The sequence below is a fragment of the Frondihabitans australicus genome, from assembly GCF_003634555.1.
Taxonomy (GTDB): Bacteria; Actinomycetota; Actinomycetes; order Actinomycetales; family Microbacteriaceae; genus Frondihabitans; species Frondihabitans australicus.
Genome location: NZ_RBKS01000001.1, coordinates 3,765,479 through 3,791,520, shown reverse-complemented (window position 1 = coordinate 3,791,520; position 26,042 = coordinate 3,765,479). Strand labels below are relative to the sequence as shown.

The window sequence follows — 26,042 nt, the reverse complement described above, 5'->3', positions numbered from 1 at the left end:
CCGTCACACATCGAAAGGAACACCGCCCATGTCCGGTCCCCGCCCCGTGCGCGCTTCGCGCGGCACCACGCTCACCACGCTTGGCTGGCCGCAGGAGGCCGCTCTGCGCATGCTCATGAACAACCTCGACCCCGAGGTCGCCGAGCACCCCGACGAGCTCGTCGTCTACGGCGGCACGGGCAAGGCCGCCCGCAGCTGGGACGCGTTCGACGCGATCGTGCGCACGCTGGAGACGCTGAAGGCCGACGAGACGCTGCTGGTGCAGTCGGGCAAGCCTGTCGGCGTCATGCGGACCCACGAGTGGGCGCCGCGCGTGATCATCGCCAACTCGAACCTCGTGGGCGACTGGGCGAACTGGGACTCGTTCCGTGAACTGGAACGCCTCGGGCTCACCATGTACGGCCAGATGACCGCCGGGTCGTGGATCTACATCGGCACGCAGGGAATCCTGCAGGGCACCTACGAGACGTTCTCGGCCGTCGCGAAGAAGCGCTTCGGCGGCTCACTCGCCGGAACGATCACCCTCACCGGCGGCCTCGGCGGCATGGGCGGCGCCCAGCCCCTCGCCGTGACGATGAACGACGGCGTCGCGATCTGCGTCGACGTCGACGAGTCGCGCATCACGCGTCGCATCGAGCACCGCTACCTCGACGTGCAGGCGGCCTCGATCGACGAGGCCCTCGAGCTCGCCTACGCCGCCCGCGACGAGAAGCGCGCCCTCTCGATCGGCCTGCTCGGCAACGCCGCCTCGGTGTTCCCCGAGCTGCTCGCGCGCGGCGCTGAGATCGACATCGTCACCGACCAGACCAGCGCGCACGACCCGCTCGCCTACCTTCCGATCGAGGTCGCGTTCGACGACTGGCAGTCGGCGCGCGAGAGCGACTCCGCGTCGTTCATCGAGAAGTCGCGGCTCTCGATGCGGGCACAGGTCGAGGCGATGGTCGGGTTCCAGGAGGCAGGAGCCGAGGTCTTCGACTACGGCAACAACATCCGCACCGAGGCGAAGACCGCCGGATTCGAGAACGCCTTCGCGTTCCCCGGGTTCGTGCCCGCGTACATCCGGCCGCTCTTCGCCGAGGGCAAGGGGCCGTTCCGCTGGGCGGCGCTCTCGGGCGACCCGGCCGACATCGCGCGGACGGATCGCGCGATCCTGGAGCTGTTCCCCGAGAACGAGTCCCTGAAGAAGTGGATCACGATGGCCGGCGAGCGCGTGGCCTTCCAGGGTCTGCCGGCCCGCATCTGCTGGCTGGGCGCGGGCGAGCGTCACCTCGCCGGCCTCAAGTTCAACGAGCTTGTCGCGTCGGGAGAGATCTCGGCGCCGATCGTGATCGGCCGCGACCACCTCGACTCGGGCAGCGTCGCTTCGCCGTATCGCGAGACAGAGGCGATGAAAGACGGCTCCGACGCCATCGCCGACTGGCCGCTGCTCAACGCCCTGATCAACACCTCGTCGGGCGCGACCTGGGTCTCGATCCACCACGGAGGCGGCGTTGGCATGGGCCGCTCGATCCACGCCGGCCAGGTCACGGTCGCCGACGGCACTGCCCTCGCCGCCGAGAAGCTGTCGCGGGTGCTGACGAACGACCCGGCGATGGGCGTCATCCGCCACGTCGACGCCGGCTACGAGGAGGCCGAGGCCGCCGCTTCGCGAGTCGGGATCCGCATCCCGATGAACGAGGGCTGATGCCGACGTTCTGGGTGCCGCGCGCCGTCCTCCCGGGCGGCGCGGCATCCGGCGTCCGCATCGAGGTCTCAGGCGGCAGGATCGGGAGCGTCACGACGGGGGCGGAGTCTCCCCACCCCGACGACGTCGTGCTGCGCGGCACAGCCCTGCCGGGCCTCGTCTCGGCCCACTCCCACGCCTTCCACCGCGCCCTCCGCGGTCGCACGCACGACGGCGGCGGCACGTTCTGGACCTGGCGCGAGCGGATGTACGAGGTGTCGGCGGCGCTCGAGCCCGCGTCGTACTTCAAGCTGGCACGCGCCCTCTTCAGCGAGATGCTACTCGCCGGGTACACGACCGTGGGCGAGTTCCACTACCTGCACCACCGGCCGGGCGGGCGGCCCTACGACGACCCGAACGCGATGGGGCTGGCGCTGATCGCCGCCGCGCGAGAGGTCGGGATCCGGCTGACGCTGCTCGACACGGCGTACCTGCGGGGCGGGTTGTCCGACGACGGAGCGCCGCTGCCGCTGTCGGCCGAGCAGGAGCGCTTCAGCGACGGGACGTTCGAGGCGTGGGTCGTGCGCCACCGAGCACTGCGTCTCGCGCTCGACGACATGGTCGAGGTGTCGGACGATTACGCCTTCGCCGACTCCGCGCCCGGCGTCGCCTCGACCGCGGGCGACTCGATCCGACTCGGCATGGCCGCCCACTCGCTGCGTGCGCTCGACGCGTTGACGGCCTACGCCATGCGCACCGAGTTCCCGCACGAGGTCATGCACGCGCACGTCTCTGAACAGCCGCTCGAGAATCGGCAGGTCGAGGCGGCGGAGGGCAGACGGCCGGTCGATCTGCTCGACGACTTCGAGATCCTGGGTCCCCTCTTCACCGCCGTCCACGCGACGCACCTCACCGACCGCGAAGTTCGCATGCTCGGTGCCTCCCGCTCGAACGTCTCCTTCTGCCCCACCACTGAGCGCGACCTCGCCGACGGCGTCGGGCCCGGCTCGGCCCTGCTCGCCGCGGGAGCCTCGCTCTGCCTGGGCAGCGATCAGAACGCCGTCGTCGACCCGTTCGAGGAGGTCCGAGGCCTCGAGCTCGACGAGCGTCTCGTCACCGGCCAGCGCGGCCGCTTCACGCCGGCCGAGCTGCTGCACTCGGCGAGCGCCGCCGGCTACGCCTCGCTCGGGTGGTCCGACGGGGGCACGCTCGCAGCCGGCTCCCTGGCCGACTTCGTCGTCGTCGACGACTCGTCGGTGCGGACCGCAGGAGGCGAGAGCCTCCAGCTCCCCCTCGTGGCGACCTCCGCCGACGTGACCGACGTCGTCGTCGCGGGGTCGCACGTCGTGCGCGACCGCGTGGTCGCCGCGGGATCGCGCACCGCGTCCGACGTCGGCCGCGAGCTCGCCTCCTCCATCGCCGCGCTCGTGGAAGGCTCTGCGTCATGACCAGCACCGTCCTGCGGAACATCGGCCTGCTCGTGACGAACGACCCGGCGTTCGGCGGCCCGTCCGGCTCGGCACCCGGAGCCCGGCTCGGCGAGATCCGCGAGGCCGCCCTGGTCGTCGAAGACGGCCTCGTCGCCTGGGTCGGCCCCGCGGCCGAGGCGCCCGCCGCCGACCGCGCGCTCGACGCGGAGGGTCGCACCGTGATCCCCGGCTTCGTCGACTCGCACTCGCACATCGTCTTCGGCGGCGATCGCTCGGCCGAGTACGAGGCGCGCATGAGCGGCGGCACGTATGCCGCCGGCGGCATACGCTCGACCGTCGCTGCCACGAGGGCCGCGACCGACGACGAGCTGCTCGGCCGGGCCCGCAGCCTCATCGCCGAGATGCGGTCGCAGGGCACCACCACGGTCGAGATCAAGAGCGGCTACGGGCTCACCGTCGACGACGAGGCGCGCCTGGTCCGGCTGGCCGCACAGCTCACCGACGAGGTGACCTTCCTCGGCGCGCACGTCGTGCCTGCGGGCGCCGACGCCGACGAGTACGTCTCGCTCGTGACCGGGCCCATGCTCGACGCGGTGGCGGAGCACGCGAAGTGGATCGACGTGTTCTGCGAGCGGGGTGCGTTCGATGTCGAGCAGACGCGTCGGATCCTGCAGGCCGGAATCTCGCGTGGCCTTCTGCCACGCCTGCACGCGGCCCAGCTGCAGCCCGGAGAAGGCGTCGCGCTCGGGGTGTCGCTCGGGGCCGCGAGCATCGACCACTGCACGTTCCTCACCGACGACGACGTCGCGCTGCTCGCAGGGTCGTCGACCTTCGCGACGCTTCTGCCGGGCGTCGAGTTCTCGACCCGGCAGCCGTACCCGTCGGGGCGGCGGCTGATCGACGCGGGGGCGGCGGTGGCGATCGCCACGGACTGCAATCCGGGCTCCTGCTTCACATCGTCGATGCCATTCTGCATCGCGCTCGCCATTCGCGAGATGGGCATGACCCCGGCCGAGGCCCTCTGGTCGGCGACGCGCGGGGGCGCGCGCGCCCTACGGCGCGACGACATCGGGTGGCTCAGGATCGGCGCCCGCGCCGACGTGGTGGAGCTCGACGCGCCCTCCTACGTGCACCTCGGCTACCGCCCCGGAGTGCCGCTCGTGCACACCGTGCGGACCGCCGCCGACTGGTAGCCCCGCGGTCGGCATGATATATTGACCATGTTCTGTTCCTTCGGGGGCGAGAAAAGTTGAAGCCGGGACCCCGTCCTTTGATGGGACCCGGCTTTCGCGCGTTCACAGACGTATTTCGACGACCTCGGTCATTGCAGCGATCGCTTGCATCCATCGCCCCTGACCGGCAAGCGCTTCCCCATACGCACCGAGCACCTGATCGGCGATCCAGAGCATCGGCTCTTCGACGGATCGCCGTGAACGACTCTCATGTGGGCGGGGATCACGTTTCGACCGAACAGGCTTGCGATCGTCCGCCGATCGCGCGCATTCAGCGACAGCGTTCGAGCTTCGAGAATGAGGTCGCGGACACCGCGTTGACCGACTTCCCAGGTCAGGCGTTCGAGGCAGAGGGCGCGAGCGCGCTCCTGCTTGCGGCCGTCGAGAGGCGCCGCGGAGACTATGACGAGGTCGACGCCAAGAGACGCGATCACCTCGATCGACCGCTCACGATGCCGACTGTCGAGATCACGCCAATGAAGCTTTGGCCGCGACGGCGACAGGGCACGTAATCGGTCTCGAGCGAGCTCGGCCGCTCCCGTGTCGGTGAGAGCAGCGCCCAAGAGATAGGCCGGTTCGGCGACGCGCACCGTGCGCATGCTCTCGTCAGCCCACGCGTGAAGTCCAGAATGTCGCGTATCCACTCAGCCAGCCTGGCATGCCCCCAATGTGAACCGCGTAGGGCGACACGCTTGAGGCGCGAGACCTAGCCAGGAACGACTCAGGCGGCGCGGGCAGCGCGACGGAGGGCGGCGAGGCGGACGAACGAGACGCCGGCGGCGATCGCTGCTCCTGCGACCGCGACGTACATCACCACGTTCGCCGCGTGCGCCTGCGACGACAGCGAGGCCGCTGACGCGCCCGTGATCACGAGGGCCATGCTGACCGCGCCGGCCCCCGCGGACTGCGAGAGGGTGCGGTTGATGTTGAGCATGCCCGCGGCCGACCCGGACAACCGCGGCGGCGCCGACGCCATCATGTCGCGGTTGTTCGGCGACTGGAAGATCGCGAAGCCGAGCCCCGTGAAGCCCGTGCAGACCAGCACCTGCCACACCGGCGGCGCCGAGCCGAGCAGGGCGAGCGACAGCAGCCCGACGGTGAAGACGGTGAGGCCGAGCGCCGCGAGGAACGCCGGCGAGTGCGAGTCGGCGAGCCGCCCCGAGATCGGAGCGACGATCACGATGATCAGAGGCCACGGCGTGAAGAGCAGCGCCGACTCGAGCGGCGTCGCGTGATACGCGGTCTGGAACAGGAACGGCAGCGCCACGAACGCGACGCCCTGCCCGAAGAACGACCAGAACGCGGCCAGCAGCGCCAGCAGGAACCGCCCGGTGAACATCGCCGGCGGCAGGACCGGCACGGCGGCGCGGCGCTCGATGCGCACGAACACGACGCCGAGCACTCCGCACGCGACCAGCAGCACGACCGCCTGCCAGATCACCGACGGGTCGGCGAGCTGGTGCACGCCGAGCAGGAACGACGCGATGGCGAGCCCCGCGACCACGGCACCGACGAGATCGAGCGAACCCCGCACATTGACCGCCGCGGCCTGCTCACGGGTGCGCATCGGAAGGCCGATCACGATGAGCACCGACGAGATGACGCCGATCGGCAGGTTGATGAGGAACAGCCAGGGCCACGACGCGTGTGCCAGGATCACGCCGCCGAGCGTCGGCCCGGCGCAGAGCCCCAGCGCGACGATCATCGCGTTGAGCCCGAGCACGAAGCCGAGCCGCGCCGGCGGGAAGATCTGCCGGTAGGTCGGGATCACCACGGCGAAGACGAGGGCTCCGGCCGCTCCCTGCAGGATGCGCGACGCCACCAGGTCGGTCAGCGTCGGCGACAGCGCGCAAAGCAGCGACGCAAGGGTGAACACCGGCGTGCCGATGAGGAACTGGCGCTTCCGGCCGATCTTCGTGGCGAGCCCGATGGCGACCGGCAGGCAGGCCGACACCGCCAGGAGGAACGCGGTCGTCACCCACACGGTGTCGGCGGCCTCCACGTGCAGGTCGCGCGCGATCGTGGGCAGCGCCACGTTGACGATCGACGCGTCGATGTTGGTCATGAGCATCGACAGCAGGAGCCCGAGGAGCGCGAGCGTGCGCATCAGGGGCGAGATGTCGAAGGTGGCGGTGCCGACCTCCCTCGCGGGCAGGACGGCGGACTCGTGCGTGGCGGTCACTGCGGGCCGTCTCCTCTCCGGGTGGCCGCGACGGCGGCGACGGGACGCGTGGCCACGCTGCCGCGCTCGATCAGCTCGGCGGAGACCTCCACCGTGCGGGTCTCGGATCCTGCTCTCCCCTGCATCCGCGCCACGAGGATCTCGATGGCGTGCATGGCCATGAGGTCGGTGGGCTGCCGGACGGAGGTGAGGGGCGGGTCGACGAGCTCCATCCAGGGCGCGTCGTCGAAGACGATCACCGAGAGGTCGTCGGGTACGCGCACGCCGAGGGCGCGCAGGCGCACCAGGATGCCCTGGACCTGGGCGGTGTTCGCCACGATGAGGGCGGTCGGCGGATCGGGCAGCGACACGATCGCGGCCGCGGCGTCGGCGCCGGCCTGGCCGAGAAAGGGCACATGGCGGTGCAGCGCAGGATCGTCGGCAATGCCGACCGCCCCGAGTGCGCCGCGATAGCCCCCGAGGCGACGCGACCCCGTGGTGGTCTGCGAGGGCCCGGAGAGCAACCCGATGCGGCGATGGCCTCGGTCGAGGAGGTACGTGGTCGCCGCGGCGGCCGCCTCGGTGTTCCGGATGCTGACGCTGTCGATACCCCGCAGGCTCTCGATCGAGCGGCTGACGAAGACCACGTGGATGCCGTGGGTGCGGAGAGCCTGCCAGTGATCGGCATTCTCGCCGGTGGGGATCGCGATGACGCCGCCGACGGACCGGTCGAGAAGCGAGACCAGGAGCTCGCGCTCGAGATACGGGTCCTCCTGCGTCGTCATGAGCACCACGTGCACGCCGCGAGCCCGGGCCTCCCACACGATGCGGTCGGCGAGGCGGGCGAACAGCGGGTTGGTGAGGTCGGGGACGACCAGCGCGACGGAGAAGCCGGTGGCGCGGTTGAGGTCGCGGGCTGCGGAGCGCGGACGATAGGCGAGCTGCTCCATCACGGCGAGGACGCGCTCGCGGGTGTCGGGGGCGACGGGGCCCGAGCCGTCGTTGAGCACCCGGCTGACGACGGAGACGCTGACGCCGGCGGCGCGCGCGACGTCTTTGATCGTCGCCGCTTTGGCCGGGAGCTCGTTCGTCACTCCTCGATGGTAACAAATGGAACCGGTTCCACCCAGCCCCTGCGACACAACGCGACACCTGCGACGCGGCAAGGCGTCGCAGGTGTCGCGTTGTGTCGCGGTAGCCCTCCCGAAAACGACTCTGCACACGCGAAATCACGTGTGCAGAGTCGTTTTTGGGAGCCCCGGAGGCAGCAGGAGGCGCAGGGCTACTGCACCGGGTCGCCGAAGTCCGGGATCGGCAGCCGCTCGCCGTGCTGCTTCGCCGACTCGTGGGCGATGATGCCGGGCAGCGTGTACCGCGCCGCGACCCAGGCGTTCACCGGCGGCAGAGTGCCGTCGACCACGGCGCGCACGAAGTCGTCGACCAGGAAGTGGTGGCTCCCCTCGTGGCCCGACGGCACGCCGCGGTACTCCTCCGGCAGGCGCGACGTGTCGTGCACCTCGGCGTAGCCCGACACGAACGCGTCGCGCAGTGCGGGGTCGACATTGGCGAGCGCAGGATCGTCGTGGGCCAGCGTCGGCTTCGTGGTGATCTTGTCCGAGATGTCGTGCACCTCGTGCTTGTCCTGCCACACGCTCACCTCCGCCAGCTGCTCGAAGCTCGCCTCGGTGCCGAAGAACCGGAACCGCGACTCGCGGATCTGCGACGGGTAGCCGACGCGGCGCATCTCGTTGGTGCGCATGACGCCGCCGTCGTTGAGCTCGAAGAGCGCCGTCGCGTTCGAGAAGTCGTTGCCGAACTGGCTGACCTCCTTGTCGAAGACGCCGTCGCCGCGCTGGTCCTGCACGCCGATGCACGACACCGACACCGCGTGGCCCGGGATCGCGCCGAGCACGCCGCCGATCGCGTGCGTCGGGTAGAGCATGGGCGGGTACGACGCCGTCTTCTTCCAGTCCTCGCCGCCCGAGTACTGGTAGGCGGCGTAGAAGCCGAGGTCCATGTCGTGCACGTAGTCGCCCTCGGCGTAGAAGATGCGGCCGAAGGCGCCCTCCTTGACCTTCTCGCGGGCGAAGATCGTGGCCGGGTTGTAGTAGCTCGTCTCGCCCATCATGTAGGTGAGCTTCGTCTCGCGCACGAGGTCGATGATCGTCTCGATCTCGTCGACGGCGATGGCCATGGGCACCGCCGAGTAGACGTGCTTGCCGGCCTTGAGAGCCGCGGCGACGAGGGGCCCGTGAGTCCAGCGCTGCGTGAAGATCGCGACCGCGTCGACGTCCGACGCGAGCATGGCGTCGAAGTCGGCGACGGTCCCGTCGAGGTGCTCGCGCTCGTTCAGCTCGGCGGCCCTCTCGGGCAGCAGATCCGTCACGAGCACCCGCGAGACGTCGGGGTGGATCTTGAACAGCTTGGCGAACGAGCCGGCGAACTGGCCGGCGCCGATCATGCCGATGGAGACCATGGGGGTCCTTTCTGGGGTGGGCCCGGCAGCGCCGGGTGGGGTCTGGGATGGTAGGTCGGGAAGGGGATGCTGGTCGGACGACGTCAGGAGGTGGCGTACGAGATGCGGTAGTCGAAGATGCTCTGGGCGGACGACATCCCCGCCGACACCGACTTCTCGCCGAGGAAGGTCGGGCCGAGCGCCGTCGTGAGGTTCGTGAGCGCCTCGTTCATGCCCGTGCCGACCGGGAAGTTGACCGTCTTCCCCTTCGCCTCGGCCAGGAACGGCGACACGTCGATCCCCTGCTTCTTCCAGTACGCCTCGAACAGCGGGTCGAGGCTCTCGATCGCGGGCCAGATGTAGCCGCCACTGCCCAGGATCCGCTGAGAGTCCGCGCTGCCGAGCCACTCGACCAGCCGCCATGCCTGCTCGGGGTAGCGAGTGTTGCTCGCGATGCCGTCGATGAGGCCGTTGATGACGCTGATCCGCCCCTTCGGCCCCGCCGGCATCGGCATGACGCCGACCTTGAACTGCGACAGCTGCGCCAGCGAGACGGTGTTCCAGTCGCCCGCCTGCCACATCGCCATGCGGCCGGAGGCGAAGATCGTCTCGGAGTTCGTCGAGTCGCCGTTCGGCCCGGTCTCGCCGTTCGGCACGATGACGTGCGCCGCGTGGAGCATGTCGGTCATGAAGTTCATGGCCTCGCGGTTGGCGGTCGTGTCGAGCGACGACTTCGTCGCGTAGGCGTGCGGCAGCAGCGCTCCGCCGTTCATCGCGAAGAAGCAGCCGTACATGGCCTGGAACTCGTTGGTCATCGCCGTCGCGTAGACGTCGATGTTGGACGGGTCGAACGACGAGTCCAGCGCGTTGCGCCCCTTGTGGTCGAGGGTCAGCTGCTTGAGGAAGTGGAGGTACGTGCCGCCGTCCTTCGGGTTCCACGACAGGTCGGCCGGGGGCGTGCGGAAGCCCGCCTTCGCGAGGTGGTTCTTGTTGTAGTAGATCGCGATGGTGTCCCAGTCCTTCGGCAGGCCGTAGAGCTTCGACCCGTCGCGGTGCAGGTCGACGAGGCTCGGGAGGTACTGCCCGAGGTCGATCCCGGCCTTCTTCACCTTCGGCGCGATGTCGGTGATGAGCCCGCCCTTCGCCCAGTCGCCGAGCCACGGGGTGTTGACCCAGAACACGTCGGGGGCGTCGCCCGAGATGTACTGCGCGGTGACCTTCTGCTGGTAGTTGTTGTACGGGATCTGCTCGATCGTCACCTTGATGTCGGGGTTGCGCTTCATGAACTCGTCGATCGACTTCTGGTAGCCGACCTGCTCGTGGGCGTCCCAGAGCGCGTAGGTGATCTCGGCGGTCCTCGAGGAGCCTCCGCGGAACCCCCAGTTGGCGGCCGAGCACCCGGCGAGCGCCGTGGATCCTGCGGCCAGGCCCGCGAGCCCGAGGAAGCGTCGGCGTGTGATGGCGGTCATCGGCTGGCTCCTGACAGGTTCACCGAGTTGACGATGTGCTTCTGGAAGAGGACGAACAGGATCACCATCGGGATCAGCGCGACCAGGGAGCCGGCGAGCACGAGGTTCCACTGCGCGGCGAAGTTCGAGTTGAAGTTCGCGACGCCGACGCTCAGGACCTGGAGGCCGTTCGAGGAGGTCGCGATGAGCGGCCAGAGGAAGTTGTTCCACGAGAAGATCACGGCGATGATCGTCGCGGTCATGATGATCGGCCGCGAGATCGGCACCACGACCCGGCGCAGCACGCCGAGCTCGGAGCAGCCGTCAAGACGCGCGGCCTCGATGACCTCCGACGGGATCGACTGGATGTACTGCCGCATGAGGAAGATCGTGTACGGCGTGCCGAAGACGTAGGGCAGGAACAGCGCCCAGTAGGTGTCGGTGAGGCCGACGCGCGACATCATGACGTACAGCGGGATCATCGTGACGACGTTCGGCACCATCAGCATGCTCAGGTAGCCCCAGAAGATCGCGTCGCGGCCGGGGAACTGGATGCGCGCGAACGCGTACGCCCCGAGCAGCGAGAACACGACCTGGCCGACCGTGATGATGATCGTGACCATTGCGGTGTTCAGCAGGTACCCGCCGAAGTCGTACTGGGTGAAGATCGTCACGAAGTTGTCGAGGGTGAAGTGGCTGGGGAGGTCCCAGGCGCGGTCGCCCTGGATCTCCGACAACGGCTTGAACGCGGCCATGACGCTGAACAGGTACGGCGTGATGAAGATCGCCGCGATGGCGAGCAGCACGATCACGTAGAGGACGCGGCGCACGCCGCGGCCGGCGGTCGGCCGGGGCGAGGCCGTGCGGCGGGAGGCCGACGCCGAGGCCGACACGGAGCGAGAAGAAGCGGTTGCGGTCATGATGCCCTCCTCAGACCATCTCGTAGACGGTGCGGCGGTTGAAGTACCGGAACTGGACGAGGGTGACGACCAGGATCACGGCGAAGAGGATGACGCTCAGTGCGGACGCTGCGCCGATCCTGAACCCGATGAACCCGTTCTGGTAGATGAGCATGTTCATCACCGTCGTCGAGGTGCCCGGGCCGCCGTTGGTCATGACGTAGACCGAGTCGAAGACCTGGAACGAGCCGATCGCGCCGGTCACCAGCACGAAGAGCATGGTGGGGCGCAGGAGCGGCAGGGTCACCCGGAAGAACCGCTGGACGGTGGTCGCGCCGTCGATCGCCGCGGCCTCGTAGAGAGTCGGCGGCACGGCCTGCAGGCCGGCCAGGAAGAAGAGCATGTTGTAGCCGACGTACTGCCAGATGTTGGCGAACGCGACGACGGGCATCGACCAGCCGGGCGAGTTCAGCCAGTCGGGCCCGGTGACGCCGACGAGGTGCAGGAGCGTGTTGACGACACCTGTGGAGGGCGCGAAGATCCACTGCCACACGACGCCCATGGCGACCGGGGTCGCGAGGTACGGCAGCACGCAGGCGACGCGGATGATCGAGGTGAAGCGCCCCTGCCGGTTCATCAGGAGCGCCATGAGCAGCGCGAACGCCGTCTGGAACGGGATGTTGAGCAGGAAGTAGTAGAAGGTGACGAGCAGCGCGTGCCCGGCACCCTCATGGGTGAACACGTCGAGGTAGTTCGACAGCCCGACGAACTTCGGCGGCGTGAGGAGGTTCCACTTGAGGAACGAGAAGATCAGCACCAGGATCACCGGGATGCCGAGGAAGACCACGGTGCCGAAGAGGCTCGGGGCCAGGAGGCCGTAGGCGGTGAGGGTGCGACGGCGGTTGGTCCGGTGATCTGCCGCCGTCTTCGGCGGCGCGGCTTGCTCGGTCGACGACCGGCCCAGTGCGATCTGGGTCATGCGATTGTTCCCATCATTCACTCCCTTGTGTGACGGCTGCGGTGTCTCGTGGCTACTCAGGTTGAACGTTCTACCACCGCTGCCGATAGAGTGTCACCGCACCGATCCCGGTGTCAACAGCGTTCGAAGGATTGCCATGGCCGCCCGTCGCGTCACGATCGACGAGGTCGCCGACGCCGCCGGTGTGTCGAGGCAGACCGTGTCGAACGTGCTGCGCGGGACCGGGCGCGTCGGGTCGGCGACGGCCGCACGCATCCAGGAGGTCGTCGACCGGCTGGGCTACGCGCCGCATCCGGGCGCCTCGAGCATGCGGTCGAAGCGAAGCGGGCAGCTGGCGTACCCGCTCATGGAGACCTCGCTCGCCCCCGACAACGTCATCGTCATGGACTTCATGCGCTCGCTCATCGGCGCCGCCGGCGAGCAGGGCTACCACGTGCTGGTGACGAGCACAGGAGCCGCGGGCATGCGCGACCTGGTCCGCTCCGGCCGCGTCGACGGCTTCGTCTTCAACGACATGTTCGGGTACGACGAGCGGCTCGCCATCGTCGAGGAGACCCACACGCCGTTCGCCGCGTTCGGCCGGGTGCCGGACGGCCTCCGGCAGGCCTGGGTCGACGTCGACAACGTCGCCGGGACGCACCGCACCACCGAGCACATGATCGCGCTCGGGCACCGCGACATCCTCTACCTCGGCTACGAGCCCTCGGCGTACTGGGACGACGAGCGACGCAGCGGCTACCTCACCTCGATGCGCGAGCACGGGCTTCCGGCGCGGGTGCTGGAGTCTCCGGGGGATCACGTCGACATGACCGAGGCGGTCTCCCGGCTCCTGCGCCCTGCCGCCGGCTCGGCCGCCGTTCGGCCGACCGCCATCGTCTGCTCGTCCGACCTGCTGTCGGTGTCGGTCTACCGGGCCGCCGCTGCGGTCGGCCTCGCCGTCGGGCCGGAGCTGTCGGTCTCGGGGTTCGACTCGAGCGTGATCGGGCGGTCGCTCGTGCCGACCCTGACGTCGCTCAAGGTGCCCGTCTCGACGATCGCGCACATCGTCGTCGAGCGGTTCGTGCGCGAGGTGCAGGATCCCACTGCCGCCGTCGAGGGGCGCCTCGTCGTGCCCGAGCTCGTCCTCGGGGACAGCACCGCGCCGCCGGCCCGCTGAACGGGTGGCCTTCGCACTGAACGGGTACCGGCAGGCCCTGTCTGCCCGCGACGGGGCGTCGTACCGTAGACCCGTGGACAACAAGACCGAGATCCGCGAGTTCCTCTCGACCCGCCGCGCTCGCGTGACGCCCGAGCAGGTCGGACTGCCGACGTTCGGCGGCAACCGCCGCGTGAAGGGCCTGCGCCGAGAAGAGGTCGCGCTGCTCGCCGGCGTGAGCGTCGACTACTACGTGCGCCTCGAGCGCGGCAACCTCGGCGGAGTCTCGGAGGGCGTGCTCGAGGCGATCTCGCGGGCGCTGCAGCTCGACGACGTCGAGCGCATGCACCTGTTCGACCTCTCGCGCACCGCGAACGCCTCGATCGGCACGCGTCGCCGCGCCGTCACGACGACGATCCGGTCGAGCGTGCAGCGCATGCTCGACTCGTTCTCGGGGCCGGCGTGGGTGCGCAACGACCGCATGGACATCCTCGGCGCGAACGTCATGGCGCGAGCTCTCTACGCCCCCGTGTTCGCCGATCCGGCACGGAGGCCGAACACGGCGCGCTTCACCTTCCTCGACGCGGGGGCGCCCGACTTCTACGTCGACTGGAGCGATGTCACGCACGACTCGGTCGCGATCCTGCGGGCTGCCGCCGGCCGCAACCCATACGACAAGGCGCTCAGCGACCTCATCGGCGAGCTGTCGACCCGCAGCGAGCTGTTCCGCCAGGCCTGGGCGTCGCACGACGTCGGCATGCACCGATCGGGCGTCAAGCGCATGCGGCACCCCGAGGTGGGCGATCTCGAGCTGACCTACGAGGCCATGGAGCTCGTCATGGACCCGGGGCTCACCGTGCTCACCTACTCGGCCGAGCCGGCGTCGCCGTCGGAGGAGAAGCTGCGGCTGCTGGCCGTGTGGGCCGCGACCGAGGCCCTGGCCGAGCCATCGGTCTAGCGGCGCGCCCCCGCTAGGGTGGCCGAGTGCGAATCGATGGGGCCACCGAGCTGCTCGGGCTGATCGCCACCCCGATCCGGCACAGCCGCTCGCCCCGCATGCACGACCTCGCGCTCGAGCACCTGGGGCTCCCCTACGTCTACCTCGCCTTCGAGGTCGGGGCGCAGGAGCTCGCGGACGCCGTTTCGGGGCTGCGAGCCCTGGGCGCCCGGGGGTTCAACGTCTCCATGCCGAACAAGGTCGCCGTGCTCGACCTCCTCGACGACGTGGACGAAGCCGCGCGCCTCATCGGCGCCTGCAACACCGTCGTCAACCATGACGGAGTGCTCACCGGCTACAACACCGACGGGCTCGGCTGGACGGCCGCGCTCCGCGAGAACGGGGTCTCCGTCACGGGCGCCACGGTCACGATCATCGGGGCGGGCGGGGCGTCGTCGGCGATGGTGACGCAGGCCGCGCTCGAGGGAGCGGCCCGGGTGCGTGTGGTCAATCGGCGCGACGGCTTCTTCGACGCAGCTCTCGCGCTGGCGTCGCGCGTCACTGCGGCGACCGGCGTGCCCGTAACGGTGGGCGACCTCGACGATGCCGACGGTTTCGTGTCGGCCGTGGGCGAGTCGTCGATCCTGGCCAATGCGACCGGTGTCGGCATGAAGCCGCTCGAGGGGCTCTCGCCGCTGCCCGTGCCCGCTGTCGACGTGCTGCGGCCGTCGCTGTTCGTGTCGGACGTCGTCTACGAGCCCGCCGCGTCGGCGCTGCTGCTCGACGCTCGGGCCGCCGGATGCCGCACGATGAACGGCCTGCCGATGATGCTGCACCAGGGCGCGGCGTCGTTCGAGCTCTTCACCGGGCACGCGATGCCGCTCGACCACGTGCGGGCGCACCTCTTCGGCTGAGGCCCTGCTGCGGTAACAGGACCTTTTGCCCTCCCGAAAACGACTCTCCCGACGTGAAATCACGCCGGGAGAGTCGTTTTTGGGAGGACTAGGGAGGGTCAGGCGGCGAGCCGGTGGCGCACGTTCTCGACGTCGGCGGCGATCTGCGCCACGAGCGACTCGAGGCCCTCGAACCGGACGTTGCCGCGGATCCGCTCGACGAAGTACACGGCCATCTGCTTGCCGTAGAGGTCGAGGCTCACGTCGAGCAGGTAGGCCTCGATCTGGCGCGCGGGCACGCCCTCGAACGTCGGGTTGTCGCCCACCGAGACGGCGGCGTCGTAGAGGCGCCCCTCGATGATGACCCGCGCGGCGTAGACGCCGTCCTCGGGGACGGTACCGACTGCATCCTGAGCCATGTTCGCCGTCGGGAAGCCCAGCTCGCGACCGCGCATCTCACCGTGCACGACCTCGCCCCGCACCGACGGGTACCGCGTCAGGTCGGCGACGGTGCGAAGGCCGGCACCGCGGCGCGCACCGACGGATGTCGAGGTCGGCGAGGTGTCGATGAGAGGAAGGGACATTCGCTGCTGCCTTTCGACGAAGCGTGATCTCGCGGGCGGTGGATGATGCTGCGCCGGGAGGTCTGCACTCCTCCCGACACCATCAAGTCAAGCGTCCACGCGTTTCGTCGCAAGGGCCCCCGCGTTAACTTTTATTTCGCCGTGCCTCGCCGCCCTGTCGCCCGGAACGACGGGGCGGTCAGTGCTTTTCCGCCGCCCGCGCACGCACCGCCACGGTCACCGCGAGAACGATCAGGGCGCCCAGGAGCCCGGCCACGCCCGTCGCCACCGAATGCGGCGCGCCTGCGAGCCGCGCCTCGGCGATCCACGCGAGACCCCACGCCAGAGACAGAGCCGGCGCGATCCGCCCGGCACCGCGGAGCGCGAGAGCGACCCCGACAGCGGTGGCGACGGCGACCACGACGACCGCCCAGGCCTCCGGAGCGATGCCGAGCCCGTCGAATCCTGCGGCCTGGAGACCCGCCGTGACGTTCGCGGCCGTCGCGACCGACACCCAGCCGAGGTAGAGGCCGACCGTGCCGTCGGTGATGAGTGCGTCGAGGCGGCCGGTCGGGCGAAGGGCCCTGTCGCTGGCGCCGTCGCGTGTCCGCAGGAACGCGATCACCAGCACGACCAGCAGCGCCGCGATCACCGGGATGCTCAGCCACAGCAGGTCGGCCTGGATGCTCAGGATCCACGCCGCGTTCAGCAGCATCGACCAGGCGATCGGGTAGCCGAGACGCTGATGCCGCTGGGCCGTCGCCTGCGCGGGGAGGAACTGCCAGACCGCGTAGGCGACGAGGCCGAGGTAGATGACGCCCCAGATCTGGAAGGCGCCCGTACCCGGGGCGATCAGGGTGGCGTCGGCGGCGAGCGCCCCTCCTGCGGCCTGATTGATCGGGGTGCCGACGACGATGCCGGCGCCGATGAAGTCGCCCACGATGGCCACGAGGGCGCTGACGGCCACGACGATCTGGCGGGTGCGGTCGCCGCTCGTGGCGGTGCGGCGGCCGGTGGCGGCGGTTGCGGTGCTCATGACCCGACGATACTCAGCCTGCTGAGTTTTGTCCGGTCGTGCACCGCGGTGCGGCGCGTCGAACCTCCCCGTGCCTAGGCTCGAGCCGTGCCCGACGCCAAGTTCGACGACCCGCGCCTCGCCGTGCTCTACGACGCCCTCGACGGCCCGCGAGACGATCTCGACCCCTACCTCGCCCTGGCGCAGGAGCTCGGCGCACACTCGATCGTCGACATCGGCTGCGGCACCGGAGAGTTCGCCCTGCTCGCCGCCGGCCGAGGGTTCGACGTGACCGGTGTGGATCCTGCTCTCGCCTCGCTCGACGTCGCACGCTCGAAGCCCGGCGCCGACGCGGTCGCCTGGGTGCACGGTGACGCCGTCACCGCCGCCGAGCTCGGCCTCAGGGCCGATCTCGCAGCGATGACGGGCAACGTCGCGCAGGTGTTCGTGGCCGACGACGCGTGGCACGCGGCCCTCGCCGGCGCGGCCGCCGCGCTCCGCCCGGGCGGCCATCTCGTGTTCGAGGCGAGGCGCCCCGAGGCACGCGCCTGGGAGGCGTGGGCCTCGGCGCCGACCACGACGACGCACGAGGTGCCGGGCGTCGGCCGGGTGACCCACCGGTTCGAGGTCACGATGGTCGCACCGCCGCTCGTGACCTTCGTCGACAGGTACCTCTTCGACTCGGGCGAGTCGCTCGAGTCGACGTCGACCCTGCGCTTTCGCGACGGGTCGGCGATCACGGGCGACCTCGTAGCCGCCGGCTTCGAGGTGCTCGAGGTCCGCGACGCTCCCGATCGGCCGGGTCTCGAGAACGTCTTCGTGGCCCGTCGCGCGTGATGCACGGGCGCATCGTTCGATGCGTCACACGACCGAAACCCGCGACGTCGAACCGCCGGAGTAGCGTCTGGCCATGCGCCGATCACACGCGGTCCCTCTCGCCCTCGCCTCGCTCGCTCTCGTCGCAGCCGGGCTGCTCGCGCCACAGTCGGCCTCGGCCGACGCCGCCGCTGCGACTGCTGCCGCCCCGGCCGCCGCCGACGGCGCCCCTCCCGGCACCCCCACGGCCCACTCGTTCGACGGCACGCCGACCGTCGGCGCGATCTTCCGCGGGCCGCTCGCCGACGGGCACGAGTGCTCGGGCAGCGTGATCGCGAGCCCCACGGACGACCTCGTACTCACGGCGGCGCACTGCGTCTACGGCGACACCTCCGCCTGGAGCTTCGTGCCGGGCTACGTCGACGGGCGCGCGCCCTACGGCGTGTGGAAGATCAGCGCGGCGTACGTCGACCCGGCCTGGCAGAAGGAGGGCGATACGCAGAGCGACTATGCGATCCTGCGCATCGCCCCTCAGACGATCGATGGCAGGGCCCGCAGGATCCAGCAGCTCACCGGGGCGAACCTGCTCGGCACGGCGCCGCGCGCCGGCACCACGATCACCGACCCGGCCTACAACGCCGGGGTCGACGACCAGCCGATCACCTGTACGGCGAAGGTGTACTACACCGACGGGTACCCGGGCTTCAACTGCTCGAACTACCAGGGCGGCGTGAGCGGCTCGCCCTTCCTCGCCGCCGGGCCGCACGGCACGCACGTCGTCGTGGGGCTCATCGCCGGCCTGCACCAGGGCGGGTGCTTCGACTACACCTCGTACTCGCCGCGACTGACGACGCGCGTGTACGCCACGTACCTGCGCGCGGTGCTGCACGCCCGACCCGACACGGTCGTGCCCCCGGGGTCGGACGGCTGCTGACGCCGCGCCACCCGACCCCTACGACGCGAGGGCGAGGTCGACGGTCTGCACTCGCGGCCGCCGGGCGTCCTTGTCGAGGCGCACCTCGATCCGGATCGCGCGCGAGTGGATCCGCGCGCGCTCCGTCAGCTCGAGCGGCACCTCCCAGACGTGCGTCGCCGACGCGTCGACCCCTCCCAGAAGAGTGAACGAGCGCTCGTCGAGCCTCCACGGCAGCACGGTGTGCGAGCGGAGGGTGCGCGCGGTGGCCCACGGCGAATGGCCGATCGGCGTGCATCGCCACGAGACGAGCATGGGGGTGGGCGCAGGATTCGCGATCGAGATGCGCACCCACGCAGCACGCCCCGGAGGCCCCGGCCGGACGAATGCCGAGATGGACGTGTTCGCGTCGTCCGGGCGGTCGCCGTTGCGGAACCCGAGCCAGACGAGCGTGCCGAACACGGCGACCATGGCCCCGAGCGCGGCGGCGAAGACTCCACCCACAGGCTGCACCCCGCTTCGCTCGTCGTCGTGATCAGCGACGTCGCGCGCGGCCGTCGCGCGCACTTCATGATCTACACCTTGCGTCGCCGTTCGGCCCGCGTGTTCGCGACTGCTTCGAGCACCGCGCCGCCGCTCGGGAGGAGTTGCGTCCGCCGGAGCGTCTTGCTTTGACGCTTGCGGCCCGCTTTCGCACGTGAGGGAGGAGCTTTCTCCTCCGGGGGCTGCGCTCGCCGCCCGCGCAACCGCGTCTGGTCACGCTCGGGAGGAGATCGCCGAGGTCGTTCCTCCGGAACATGCCATCCTGGCGCGATTTCCTCCGCCGAGGTGACGAACGGCGACATCTTCCTCCCGGGCACCACGAAGATCCTCCCGAAGAGCGGGAGCGCGGCGGCGTGCTCGCGGCGGACCGCGCCCGGGCTACTTGCGCAGCTCGAGGTAGCGGGCGATGAGCGCCTTGGTCGACGAGTCCTGCGACTCGAGCGCGGCCGAGTCGCCGTCGACCGCGGGAGCGATCTGCAGGGCGAGCTGCTTGCCGAGCTCGACGCCCCACTGGTCGAACGAGTCGATGCCCCAGATGGTGCCCTCGGTGAAGACGATGTGCTCGTACAGCGCGATCAGCTGGCCGACGACGCTCGGGGTGAGAGCGGGCGCCAGGATCGACGTGGTCGGCCGGTTGCCCGAGAACACGCGCGCCGGGACGACCGACTCTTTCGTGCCCTCGGCGCGGACCTCGTCGGCGGTCTTGCCGAACGCGAGCGCCTTGGTCTGCGCGAAGTAGTTCGCCATGAACAGCGCGTGCACGTCGGCGCCGGGCTGGACTGCGCCGCCGTCGCCGGTGCCGTCCTTCAGCGGGTGGGCGGGGTTCGCGACCGCGATGAAGTCGGCCGGGATGATCCGCGTGCCCTGGTGGATCAGCTGGTAGAACGCGTGCTGGCCGTTGGTGCCGGGCTCGCCCCAGAAGATCTCGCCCGTGTCGGTGACGACCGCGGAGCCGTCCCAGCGGACGCTCTTGCCGTTCGACTCCATCGTGAGCTGCTGCAGGTAGGCGGGGAAGCGGTGGAGGTACTGCGTGTAGGGCAGGACCGCGTGGCTCTGAGCGCCGAGGAAGTTGGTGTACCAGACGTTGAGCAGGCCCATGAGCACGGGCACGTTCTTCTCGAGCGGAGTGGTGCGCATGTGCTCGTCGATGGCGTGGAACCCGGCGAGGAAGCTCTGCCAGTTCTCGCGGCCCACGGCGATGACGACGCTCGTGCCGATCGCGGAGTCGACCGAGTAGCGGCCGCCCACCCAATCCCAGAAGCCGAAGGCGTTCTCGGGGTCGATGCCGAACGCCGCGACCTTGTCGAGCGCGGTGGAGACCGCGACGAAGTGCTTGGCGACGGCACCGCTGCGCGCCTCGTCGGTGTCGTCGATCGCACCGGCCTCGGCGAGCTTCGCCCAGAGCCACTCGCGGGCGAGACGCGCGTTGGTGAGGGTCTCGAGCGTGCCGAAGGTCTTCGACGCGACGATGAACAGCGTGGTCTCGGGGTCGAGGTCGGCGGTCTTCTCGAAGACGTCGGCCGGGTCGATGTTCGAGACGAAGCGGGCCTCGAGGCCGGGCTGCACGTAGGGCTTGAGCGCCTCGTAGACCATGACGGGGCCGAGGTCGGAGCCGCCGATGCCGATGTTGACGACGGTCTCGATGCGCTTGCCGGTGACGCCGGTCCACTCGCCGGAGCGGATCTTGTCGGCGAACGCGTAGACCTTGTCGAGCGTCGCGTGCACCTCGTCGTCGACGTTCTCGCCGTCGACGACGAACGGGGCCGGCGGGACGAGCCCGGCCGAGTCTTTCGGGCGGCGGAGGGCCGTGTGCAGCACGGCGCGGTCTTCGGTGACGTTGATGTGCTCGCCCGAGATCATCGCCTGGTAGCGCTCGGCGACGCCGGCGGACTTCGCGACCTCGATGAGCGCGCCGAGGATCTCCTCGGTCACGAGGTTCTTCGACAGGTCGACGGTGAGGTCGGCCGCCTCGAACGTGTAGCGCTCGGCCCGCTGGGGGTCGGCGTCGAACCAGGCGCGGAGGTCGGGGGCGAAGCCGTCGGCCACTCCCTCCAGCTTCTGCCAGCCGGGCGTCTGGGTGGGGTCGACGGGAGCGGATTCGGTCACTTGGTCCTCCTGAACCATGGAACAGTTCTGGCTCGCGACTCATCGCGACGCTGCGAGGCGGGCCACGCACAACTCTATTGCCGCCGAGACCCCCGCGACCGCCGCCTGTGGAGAACCTCGCGGGCGCGACCGCTTCAGGCCTTCGGGTGCCAGACGCCGATGCGATTGCCGTGCGGGTCGGCCAGGTGCGCGAAGAGGATCTGCCCGTTGTCGGTCACCGGCACCACGATCGAAGCCCCCGACGCGACCGCTTTCTCGACCGTCGCCGCGACGTCGTCGACGTTCACGTAGAAGATCGCGTACGAGCCGCCGCCGAGGTCGGTGGTGTCCCACACGCCGCCGTCGCCGCCGTTCACCATGTTGTACGGCATCGGGCCCTGCGGCGCCTCGATCTCCCAGCCGAAGACGCCCTCGTAGAACGCCTTGGTGGTCGCAGGATCCGGCGACCCGATCTCGAAGTAGTCCACCTTCGCCATGACATCCTCCTCGCCCGAATGCCGGGCACCCCGGCGTCGCGCACAGTCTCCTCCCCCGCCCGCCCCCTGTCGAGACTCGTCTGCCAGGCTTGAGCCGCAAGGAACGGAGGACACCCCTGATCACCGTCGCTCTCGGCCTGGGCGCCGCCCTCATCTACGGCGTCGCCGACTTCTTGGGCGGCCTCGCCTCCCGTTCGCTGCGCCCGCTCGTCGTGACGGCCGTGACCGCGGGCATCGGCATCGTGCCCCTGCTGATCGCCCTTCCGCTGCTCGGGGCGAGCTTCACGGGGCGGACTCTCGTCTGGGGTCTCGCTGCCGGCGCCTCCGGCGCGGTCGGCGTCGTCCTGCTGTACTCGGCGCTCGCGATCGGGCCGATGAGCATCCTGTCGCCCGTCACGTCGGTGTTCTCGGCCCTCCTGCCGGTGACCGTCTCGCTCCTCACCGGCTCCCGGCTGTCGCCGCTCGGCGACGTCGCGATCGTCGCGGCGCTCGTGGCAATGATCCTCGTGGCCAGCGTGAAGGACGCCTCAGGAGCCCGGCTCACGCCGCGCGGCCTCATCAGCGCCGCCGTGGCGGGCTGTGGCTTCGGCGGCATCGTCCTGGCGTACGACGCGTCGGGGTCGCACGCAGGCCTCGCCCCGCTCGTCGTGTCGCGGGTGCTGCAGACGATCGCGATGAGCGCGGGGGTGGCTCTGGTCGTGCGGCGATCCGCTGCTCCTGCGCCCCATGCCTTTCGAGGTGGTCTCGCCGACGAGTTCGGGCCGCTGCGACCGCTGCGGTCTCGCGGCCCGCGCCGCCTCGCGCTGGTCGTCGTCGCCTGCGGGCTCGCCGACGCCACGGCGAACGCGCTGATCCAGGCGGCGCTGCACGCCACGGGCACGGCCGCGACGCTGCCGACCGTGAGCGTGCTCTACGCGCTGTACCCGATCGGCACGGTCGTTCTCGCCGCCATCGTGCTGCGCGAGCGGCTGACCGCCGTGCAGATCGGCGGGCTCGCCCTCGGCTTCGCCGCCAGCGCCGTCCTCGCGCTCGGCTGAAGGCGGGCGCGACAGCCCCGCCGTCGGTAGCCTCCCGACATGACGATCGCATTCGAGAACGTCGGCATCGCGGTCCGCGACCTGGACGAGACGATCGCGTTCTTCACCGATCTGGGCCTGGTCGTCGCCGGGCGCGACGAGGTGAGCGGCTCCTGGGCCGACACCGCCGTCGGCCTCGACGGCAACCACGCGCGGATCGCCGTCCTCAACACGCCCGACGGCCGCCCTGCGCTCGAGCTGTTCGAGTACATCCACCCCGACGCGATCGAGACCGAGCCGACGCTGCCGAACGAGATCGGCATGCACCGGGTGGCCTTCCGGGTCGACGACCTCGACGCCGCCCTTGCCGCGGCAGCCCGGCACGGCTGCCTGCCGCTCCGCGGCGTAGCGCAGTACCTCGACCTCTACCGCCTCACGTATCTGCGGGGCCCGAGCGGCATCATCGTGATGCTGGCGCAGGAGCTGGGCGAGTCTCCGCGATCCTGAGCCCTCAGCGCCCGAACTCAGAACACGCTGTAGCCGCCGTCGATCGTCAGCACCGAGCCGGTCATGAACGATGAGGCGTCGCTGGCGAGGAACACCATCGCCGGGCCGAGTTCGTCCGGTTCGCCGGCGCGCTCCTGCGGGGTGTCCTCGATCCAGTGCCGGTGGAACCTCGGATCGTCGACCGGTGCCATCGCGGTGCGCATGTACCCCGGCGCGATGGCGTTGACGCGCACGCCGAGGGGCGCCCACTCGGCCGCGAGACTGCGCGTGATGTGATGCACCGCGGCCTTCGACGCGTTGTACGCGGGCTGCCACTGCGGCCGGTTGACGATCGCGCCCGACATCGAGCCGACGTTGACGATCGTTCCACCGCCGCGCTCGATCATGTGCCGGCCGAAGACCTGGCTCGCGATGAAGAGCCCGTCGACGTTCACGCCCATCACCTCGCGCCACTCCTCGTCGGTCACCTCGAGGGCGGGCCGGTGAATGCAGGCGCCGGCGTTGTTCACGAGGACGTCCACGCGGCCGAAGGCGTCGACCGACGAGGCGAGCAGCCCCTCGACGTCGGGGCGACTCGTGACGTCGGCGAGCACGACGTGCGCGCGGACTCCCCTCGACTCCACCTCGGCTGCCGCGGCGGCAGCGGCTTCCTCATCGCGTCCGACGACGACGATGTCGCTCCCGGCCTCCGCGAGCGCCAGGGCGAATGCGCGCCCCAACCCGCGGGTGGAACCGGTGACGACCGACGTGCGGCCCTGCAGACTGAACTTCTCGAGAACGGGCATGGGTCTCCTTCGACATGAGCGCCGCGACCCGCGCCGAGCGGGCCCTCCCTGCGATAGTGCCCGCCCGCGACACAAAGCGACACCTGCGACGCACGGTGGCGTCGCAGGTGTCGCGTTTTGTCGCACGGGCTGGCGGGCGACACTCGCAAGGCACCGCTACCCGGCGACGACCGAGTGCGCCACCTCCCGCGCGGCGTCGTGCTCGGCGAGCCGCGCCACGAGAGACGCCCGCACGTCGCGCCAGGTGTCCGACCCGAGCGGCAGACGCAAGGGAGCCTCGCCCGAGTCGACGAGGTCGATCATCGCCTGCGCGATCCGGGCCGGGTCGTTCGGCAGCGGGAACGCCCCGTCGGCGAGCGCCCGCCGCACGTCGCCGGCGGGGGTCGCGTCGTACTCCGGCATGACCGGCGCACGGTCGAGGCCCGCGCCGAAGCCGGTGGGCGTGGCGCCCGGCTCCACGATGGTGACGTCGATCCCGAACGGCCGCACCTCGGCCGCCAGCGTCTCGGCGAACCCCTCGACACCCCACTTCGACGCATGGTAATAGGCGAAGTTCGGGTACGTCGTCTGGCCTCCGGCGGTCGACACCTGCAGGATCCGACCGCCTCCCTGCGAGCGCAGGTGCGGCAGGGCAGCGCGAGCCACGCGGATTGATCCGAGCAGGTTGGTCTCGACCACCCGCTCGATCTGCTCGTCCGACGCCTCCTCCACGGAGGCGAAGACGCCGTACCCGGCGTTGTTCACGACCACGTCGATGGTGCCGAGCGCGGAGAAGGCCCTGTCGACGACGGCCTTCACCGATCCTGCGTCCGTCACGTCGAGCCGATCGACCCAGAGCCGGTCGCCGTACTGCGCGACGAGGTCGTCGAGGGCCGACGGGGTGCGGAGAGTGGCGGCCACACGGTCGCCGCGGGCGAGGAGCCGCTCGGTGAGGAGACGGCCGAATCCGGTCGAGGTGCCGGTGATGAACCAGGTCTGCATGGGGTGTCCTTCCCGTCGCCGGCACGATCTACGGTCGACGACGGGACGACGCTACGAGTTCGAGTCGACTCGAGGTCAAGCGGCTACGGTGAAAGCATGACGACCACCCAGGAGCGCACGTTCTCGATCGGCGAGGTCGGCGAGCAGACCGGCCTCACGGCGCACACCCTCCGTTTCTACGAGAAGGAGCGGCTGTTCCCGCTGCCGATCCGGCGCGACTCGGCCGGCCGCCGCGTCTTCAGCACCGAGGAGGTCGAGTGGCTGCGGGTCTGCACGAAGCTGAGGTCGTCGGGCATGCCGATCCCGGCGATCCGCCGGTACGCCGAGCTCGTCCTCGAGGGATCCGGCAACGAGCAGGAGCGGCTGGCCCTCCTCCGCGAGCACGAGCTGCGCGTGCAGCGGCAGGTCGCCGATCTGCAGGAGGCCCTCGGCGTGATCCACCACAAGGTCGAGATCTACCAGCGGCATCTCGCGGCAGGCACTGCCGACCGGCTGTGGACGAACGGGCCCGAGTGCTGACGCCTGCCCCGGCGCGACAAAACGCGACACCTGCGACGCCGCGGCACGTCGCAGGTGTCGCGTTTTGTCGCCGGGGGCAAGGCTGTGTCGCGGGGCCAGGCTGTGCCTCGGGGCCCTGCAGTGTCGCCGGCGGCCCGGCAGTAGAGTGACGACATGAGCACGATCGCGGTCACGATCGACGCCGGGCCGCGCGCAGGTGCAGGGCCCCGCGCCGGCATCACCTGCCCGGTCGCCCACAACTGCTCGTGCGTGTTCGATCCGTCGCACCGGCCCGCCGCCCGCGAGGCGACCCGCACGGCCCTCGAGCTGCCCGCCGGCCTCAAGGAGTGGATGGACTGGGGCTGGATCTACGTCGACCGCTCCGGCGACCGGATCACTCTCGAGCGGAAGCGCGACCTCGGCTGGTGCGCGAACCTCGCCCTCAGCGTGGTCACCGCGGGGCTCTGGCTGATCCGCTGGATCCCCTCGATGCGCCACCCCCGCTACGACACCGTCACGCTCACCGTGCGCGCGAACGGCCGCGTCGTCGAGGGCGCCCGGGGTCGCAGGATCGCGTAACCCGCCCGCCCG

General features: G+C 70.3%; 26 protein-coding genes. 12 read left to right on the top strand and 14 right to left on the bottom strand.

All coding sequences use genetic code 11. From position 1 onward, the window contains the following. The first annotated feature begins 28 nt into the window (after positions 1-28). The 3 genes from hutU to hutI are packed head-to-tail and all read left to right on the top strand — an operon-like array spanning position 29 to position 4,286. Positions 29-1,684, top strand: a complete 1,656-nt coding sequence (hutU, locus tag C8E83_RS18045; RefSeq protein ID WP_121371458.1) for a urocanate hydratase — start codon at positions 29-31, stop codon at positions 1,682-1,684. Beyond that, a complete protein-coding gene (locus C8E83_RS18040; RefSeq protein WP_121371457.1) occupies positions 1,684-3,111 on the top strand; it encodes an amidohydrolase family protein in 1,428 nt (475 codons plus the stop codon). The genes hutU and C8E83_RS18040 overlap by 1 nt, the downstream gene beginning before the upstream one ends. Next, a complete protein-coding gene (gene hutI / locus C8E83_RS18035) occupies positions 3,108-4,286 on the top strand; it encodes an imidazolonepropionase (protein WP_121371456.1) in 1,179 nt (392 codons plus the stop codon). The genes C8E83_RS18040 and hutI overlap by 4 nt, the downstream gene beginning before the upstream one ends. Positions 4,287-4,414: 128 nt before the next feature. Here hutI and C8E83_RS19335 read toward each other — a convergent pair whose 3' ends face one another. The 7 genes from C8E83_RS19335 to C8E83_RS18000 all read right to left on the bottom strand — a co-directional run bounded on the left by C8E83_RS19335 (position 4,415) and on the right by C8E83_RS18000 (position 12,267). Beyond that, the gene (locus tag C8E83_RS19335; protein WP_147430241.1) at positions 4,415-4,915 is read right to left on the bottom strand and encodes a hypothetical protein; all 501 of its coding nucleotides are present in this window, start codon (positions 4,913-4,915) and stop codon (positions 4,415-4,417) included. Positions 4,916-5,046: 131 nt separating this feature from the next. Further along, entirely contained in the window at positions 5,047-6,507 is a 1,461-nt protein-coding gene (locus C8E83_RS18025; RefSeq protein ID WP_121371454.1) for an MFS transporter, read from the bottom strand. Beyond that, positions 6,504-7,580 carry a LacI family DNA-binding transcriptional regulator gene (locus C8E83_RS18020; protein WP_245981809.1) on the bottom strand — a complete coding sequence of 359 codons (1,077 nt, stop codon included), beginning with the start codon at positions 7,578-7,580 and terminating at the stop codon, positions 6,504-6,506. Before C8E83_RS18020 ends, C8E83_RS18025 begins: the two co-directional genes overlap by 4 nt. A gap of 188 nt (positions 7,581-7,768) precedes the next feature. Beyond that, positions 7,769-8,962, bottom strand: a complete 1,194-nt coding sequence (locus tag C8E83_RS18015) for a Gfo/Idh/MocA family protein (RefSeq protein ID WP_121371453.1) — start codon at positions 8,960-8,962, stop codon at positions 7,769-7,771. 83 nt (positions 8,963-9,045) lie between these two features. Next, on the bottom strand, positions 9,046-10,410 hold the full coding sequence (locus C8E83_RS18010) for an ABC transporter substrate-binding protein (protein WP_121371452.1): 1,365 nt from the start codon (positions 10,408-10,410) through the stop codon (positions 9,046-9,048). After that, positions 10,407-11,309 carry a carbohydrate ABC transporter permease gene (locus C8E83_RS18005; protein ID WP_121371451.1) on the bottom strand — a complete coding sequence of 301 codons (903 nt, stop codon included), beginning with the start codon at positions 11,307-11,309 and terminating at the stop codon, positions 10,407-10,409. The genes C8E83_RS18010 and C8E83_RS18005 overlap by 4 nt, the downstream gene beginning before the upstream one ends. Before the next feature lie 10 nt (positions 11,310-11,319). Further along, on the bottom strand, positions 11,320-12,267 hold the full coding sequence (locus tag C8E83_RS18000) for a carbohydrate ABC transporter permease (protein ID WP_211331727.1): 948 nt from the start codon (positions 12,265-12,267) through the stop codon (positions 11,320-11,322). A 136-nt stretch (positions 12,268-12,403) separates the two neighbouring features. Between C8E83_RS18000 and C8E83_RS17995 the strand changes: the two genes are divergently transcribed. The 3 genes from C8E83_RS17995 (at position 12,404) to C8E83_RS17985 (ending at position 15,253) form a co-directional block, all read left to right on the top strand. Then, positions 12,404-13,423 carry a LacI family DNA-binding transcriptional regulator gene (locus C8E83_RS17995; RefSeq protein ID WP_170160002.1) on the top strand — a complete coding sequence of 340 codons (1,020 nt, stop codon included), beginning with the start codon at positions 12,404-12,406 and terminating at the stop codon, positions 13,421-13,423. Between the two features lie 73 nt (positions 13,424-13,496). Next, positions 13,497-14,360 carry a helix-turn-helix transcriptional regulator gene (locus tag C8E83_RS17990; RefSeq protein WP_121371449.1) on the top strand — a complete coding sequence of 288 codons (864 nt, stop codon included), beginning with the start codon at positions 13,497-13,499 and terminating at the stop codon, positions 14,358-14,360. A 26-nt stretch (positions 14,361-14,386) separates the two neighbouring features. Continuing rightward, positions 14,387-15,253: a hypothetical protein gene (locus C8E83_RS17985; RefSeq protein ID WP_211331726.1), complete on the top strand. Its 867-nt coding sequence runs from the start codon at positions 14,387-14,389 to the stop codon at positions 15,251-15,253. Positions 15,254-15,351: 98 nt separating this feature from the next. On the opposite strand, the gene C8E83_RS17980 is transcribed toward C8E83_RS17985, so the two are convergent. Both C8E83_RS17980 and C8E83_RS17975 read right to left on the bottom strand, forming a co-directional pair. Further along, complete coding sequence (locus C8E83_RS17980; protein WP_121371448.1) at positions 15,352-15,816, bottom strand: riboflavin kinase; 465 nt, start codon at positions 15,814-15,816, stop codon at positions 15,352-15,354. A 178-nt stretch (positions 15,817-15,994) separates the two neighbouring features. Beyond that, a complete protein-coding gene (locus tag C8E83_RS17975; RefSeq protein ID WP_121371447.1) occupies positions 15,995-16,831 on the bottom strand; it encodes a tryptophan-rich sensory protein in 837 nt (278 codons plus the stop codon). An 87-nt stretch (positions 16,832-16,918) separates the two neighbouring features. Here C8E83_RS17975 and C8E83_RS17970 point away from each other — a divergent pair, with 87 nt between their 5' ends. Together C8E83_RS17970 and C8E83_RS17965 are read left to right on the top strand one after the other, a co-directional pair. Continuing rightward, the gene (locus tag C8E83_RS17970) at positions 16,919-17,647 is read left to right on the top strand and encodes a class I SAM-dependent DNA methyltransferase (protein WP_121371446.1); all 729 of its coding nucleotides are present in this window, start codon (positions 16,919-16,921) and stop codon (positions 17,645-17,647) included. 73 nt (positions 17,648-17,720) lie between these two features. Continuing rightward, positions 17,721-18,560 carry a trypsin-like serine peptidase gene (locus C8E83_RS17965; protein WP_121371445.1) on the top strand — a complete coding sequence of 280 codons (840 nt, stop codon included), beginning with the start codon at positions 17,721-17,723 and terminating at the stop codon, positions 18,558-18,560. Between the two features lie 18 nt (positions 18,561-18,578). Here C8E83_RS17965 and C8E83_RS17960 read toward each other — a convergent pair whose 3' ends face one another. From C8E83_RS17960 to C8E83_RS17950, 3 genes are all read right to left on the bottom strand, one after another. Next, positions 18,579-19,106 (bottom strand): hypothetical protein, encoded by a 528-nt coding sequence (locus C8E83_RS17960; protein WP_121371444.1) that lies wholly within the window; start codon positions 19,104-19,106, stop codon positions 18,579-18,581. A 354-nt stretch (positions 19,107-19,460) separates the two neighbouring features. Then, positions 19,461-21,206, bottom strand: coding sequence for a glucose-6-phosphate isomerase (gene pgi, locus C8E83_RS17955; protein ID WP_121371443.1), 1,746 nt, complete (start codon positions 21,204-21,206; stop codon positions 19,461-19,463). 116 nt (positions 21,207-21,322) lie between these two features. Continuing rightward, on the bottom strand, positions 21,323-21,664 hold the full coding sequence (locus tag C8E83_RS17950) for a VOC family protein (protein ID WP_121371442.1): 342 nt from the start codon (positions 21,662-21,664) through the stop codon (positions 21,323-21,325). Between the two features lie 89 nt (positions 21,665-21,753). On the opposite strand from C8E83_RS17950, the gene C8E83_RS17945 reads away from it, so the two are divergent. Beyond that, positions 21,754-22,701, top strand: coding sequence for a DMT family transporter (locus C8E83_RS17945; protein ID WP_121371441.1), 948 nt, complete (start codon positions 21,754-21,756; stop codon positions 22,699-22,701). 39 nt (positions 22,702-22,740) lie between these two features. Further along, complete coding sequence (locus C8E83_RS17940) at positions 22,741-23,187, top strand: VOC family protein (protein WP_121371440.1); 447 nt, start codon at positions 22,741-22,743, stop codon at positions 23,185-23,187. 17 nt (positions 23,188-23,204) lie between these two features. Here the strand turns inward: C8E83_RS17940 and C8E83_RS17935 are convergent, their stop codons facing one another. Together C8E83_RS17935 and C8E83_RS17930 are read right to left on the bottom strand one after the other, a co-directional pair. Then, complete coding sequence (locus tag C8E83_RS17935) at positions 23,205-23,972, bottom strand: SDR family NAD(P)-dependent oxidoreductase (protein ID WP_121371439.1); 768 nt, start codon at positions 23,970-23,972, stop codon at positions 23,205-23,207. Positions 23,973-24,128: 156 nt separating this feature from the next. Further along, the gene (locus C8E83_RS17930; RefSeq protein WP_121371438.1) at positions 24,129-24,953 is read right to left on the bottom strand and encodes an SDR family oxidoreductase; all 825 of its coding nucleotides are present in this window, start codon (positions 24,951-24,953) and stop codon (positions 24,129-24,131) included. 96 nt (positions 24,954-25,049) lie between these two features. Here C8E83_RS17930 and C8E83_RS17925 point away from each other — a divergent pair, with 96 nt between their 5' ends. Both C8E83_RS17925 and C8E83_RS17920 read left to right on the top strand, forming a co-directional pair. After that, complete coding sequence (locus C8E83_RS17925; protein WP_121371437.1) at positions 25,050-25,472, top strand: MerR family transcriptional regulator; 423 nt, start codon at positions 25,050-25,052, stop codon at positions 25,470-25,472. A gap of 153 nt (positions 25,473-25,625) precedes the next feature. Continuing rightward, on the top strand, positions 25,626-26,030 hold the full coding sequence (locus tag C8E83_RS17920) for a hypothetical protein (protein ID WP_121371436.1): 405 nt from the start codon (positions 25,626-25,628) through the stop codon (positions 26,028-26,030). The last annotated feature ends 12 nt before the right edge of the window (positions 26,031-26,042 follow it).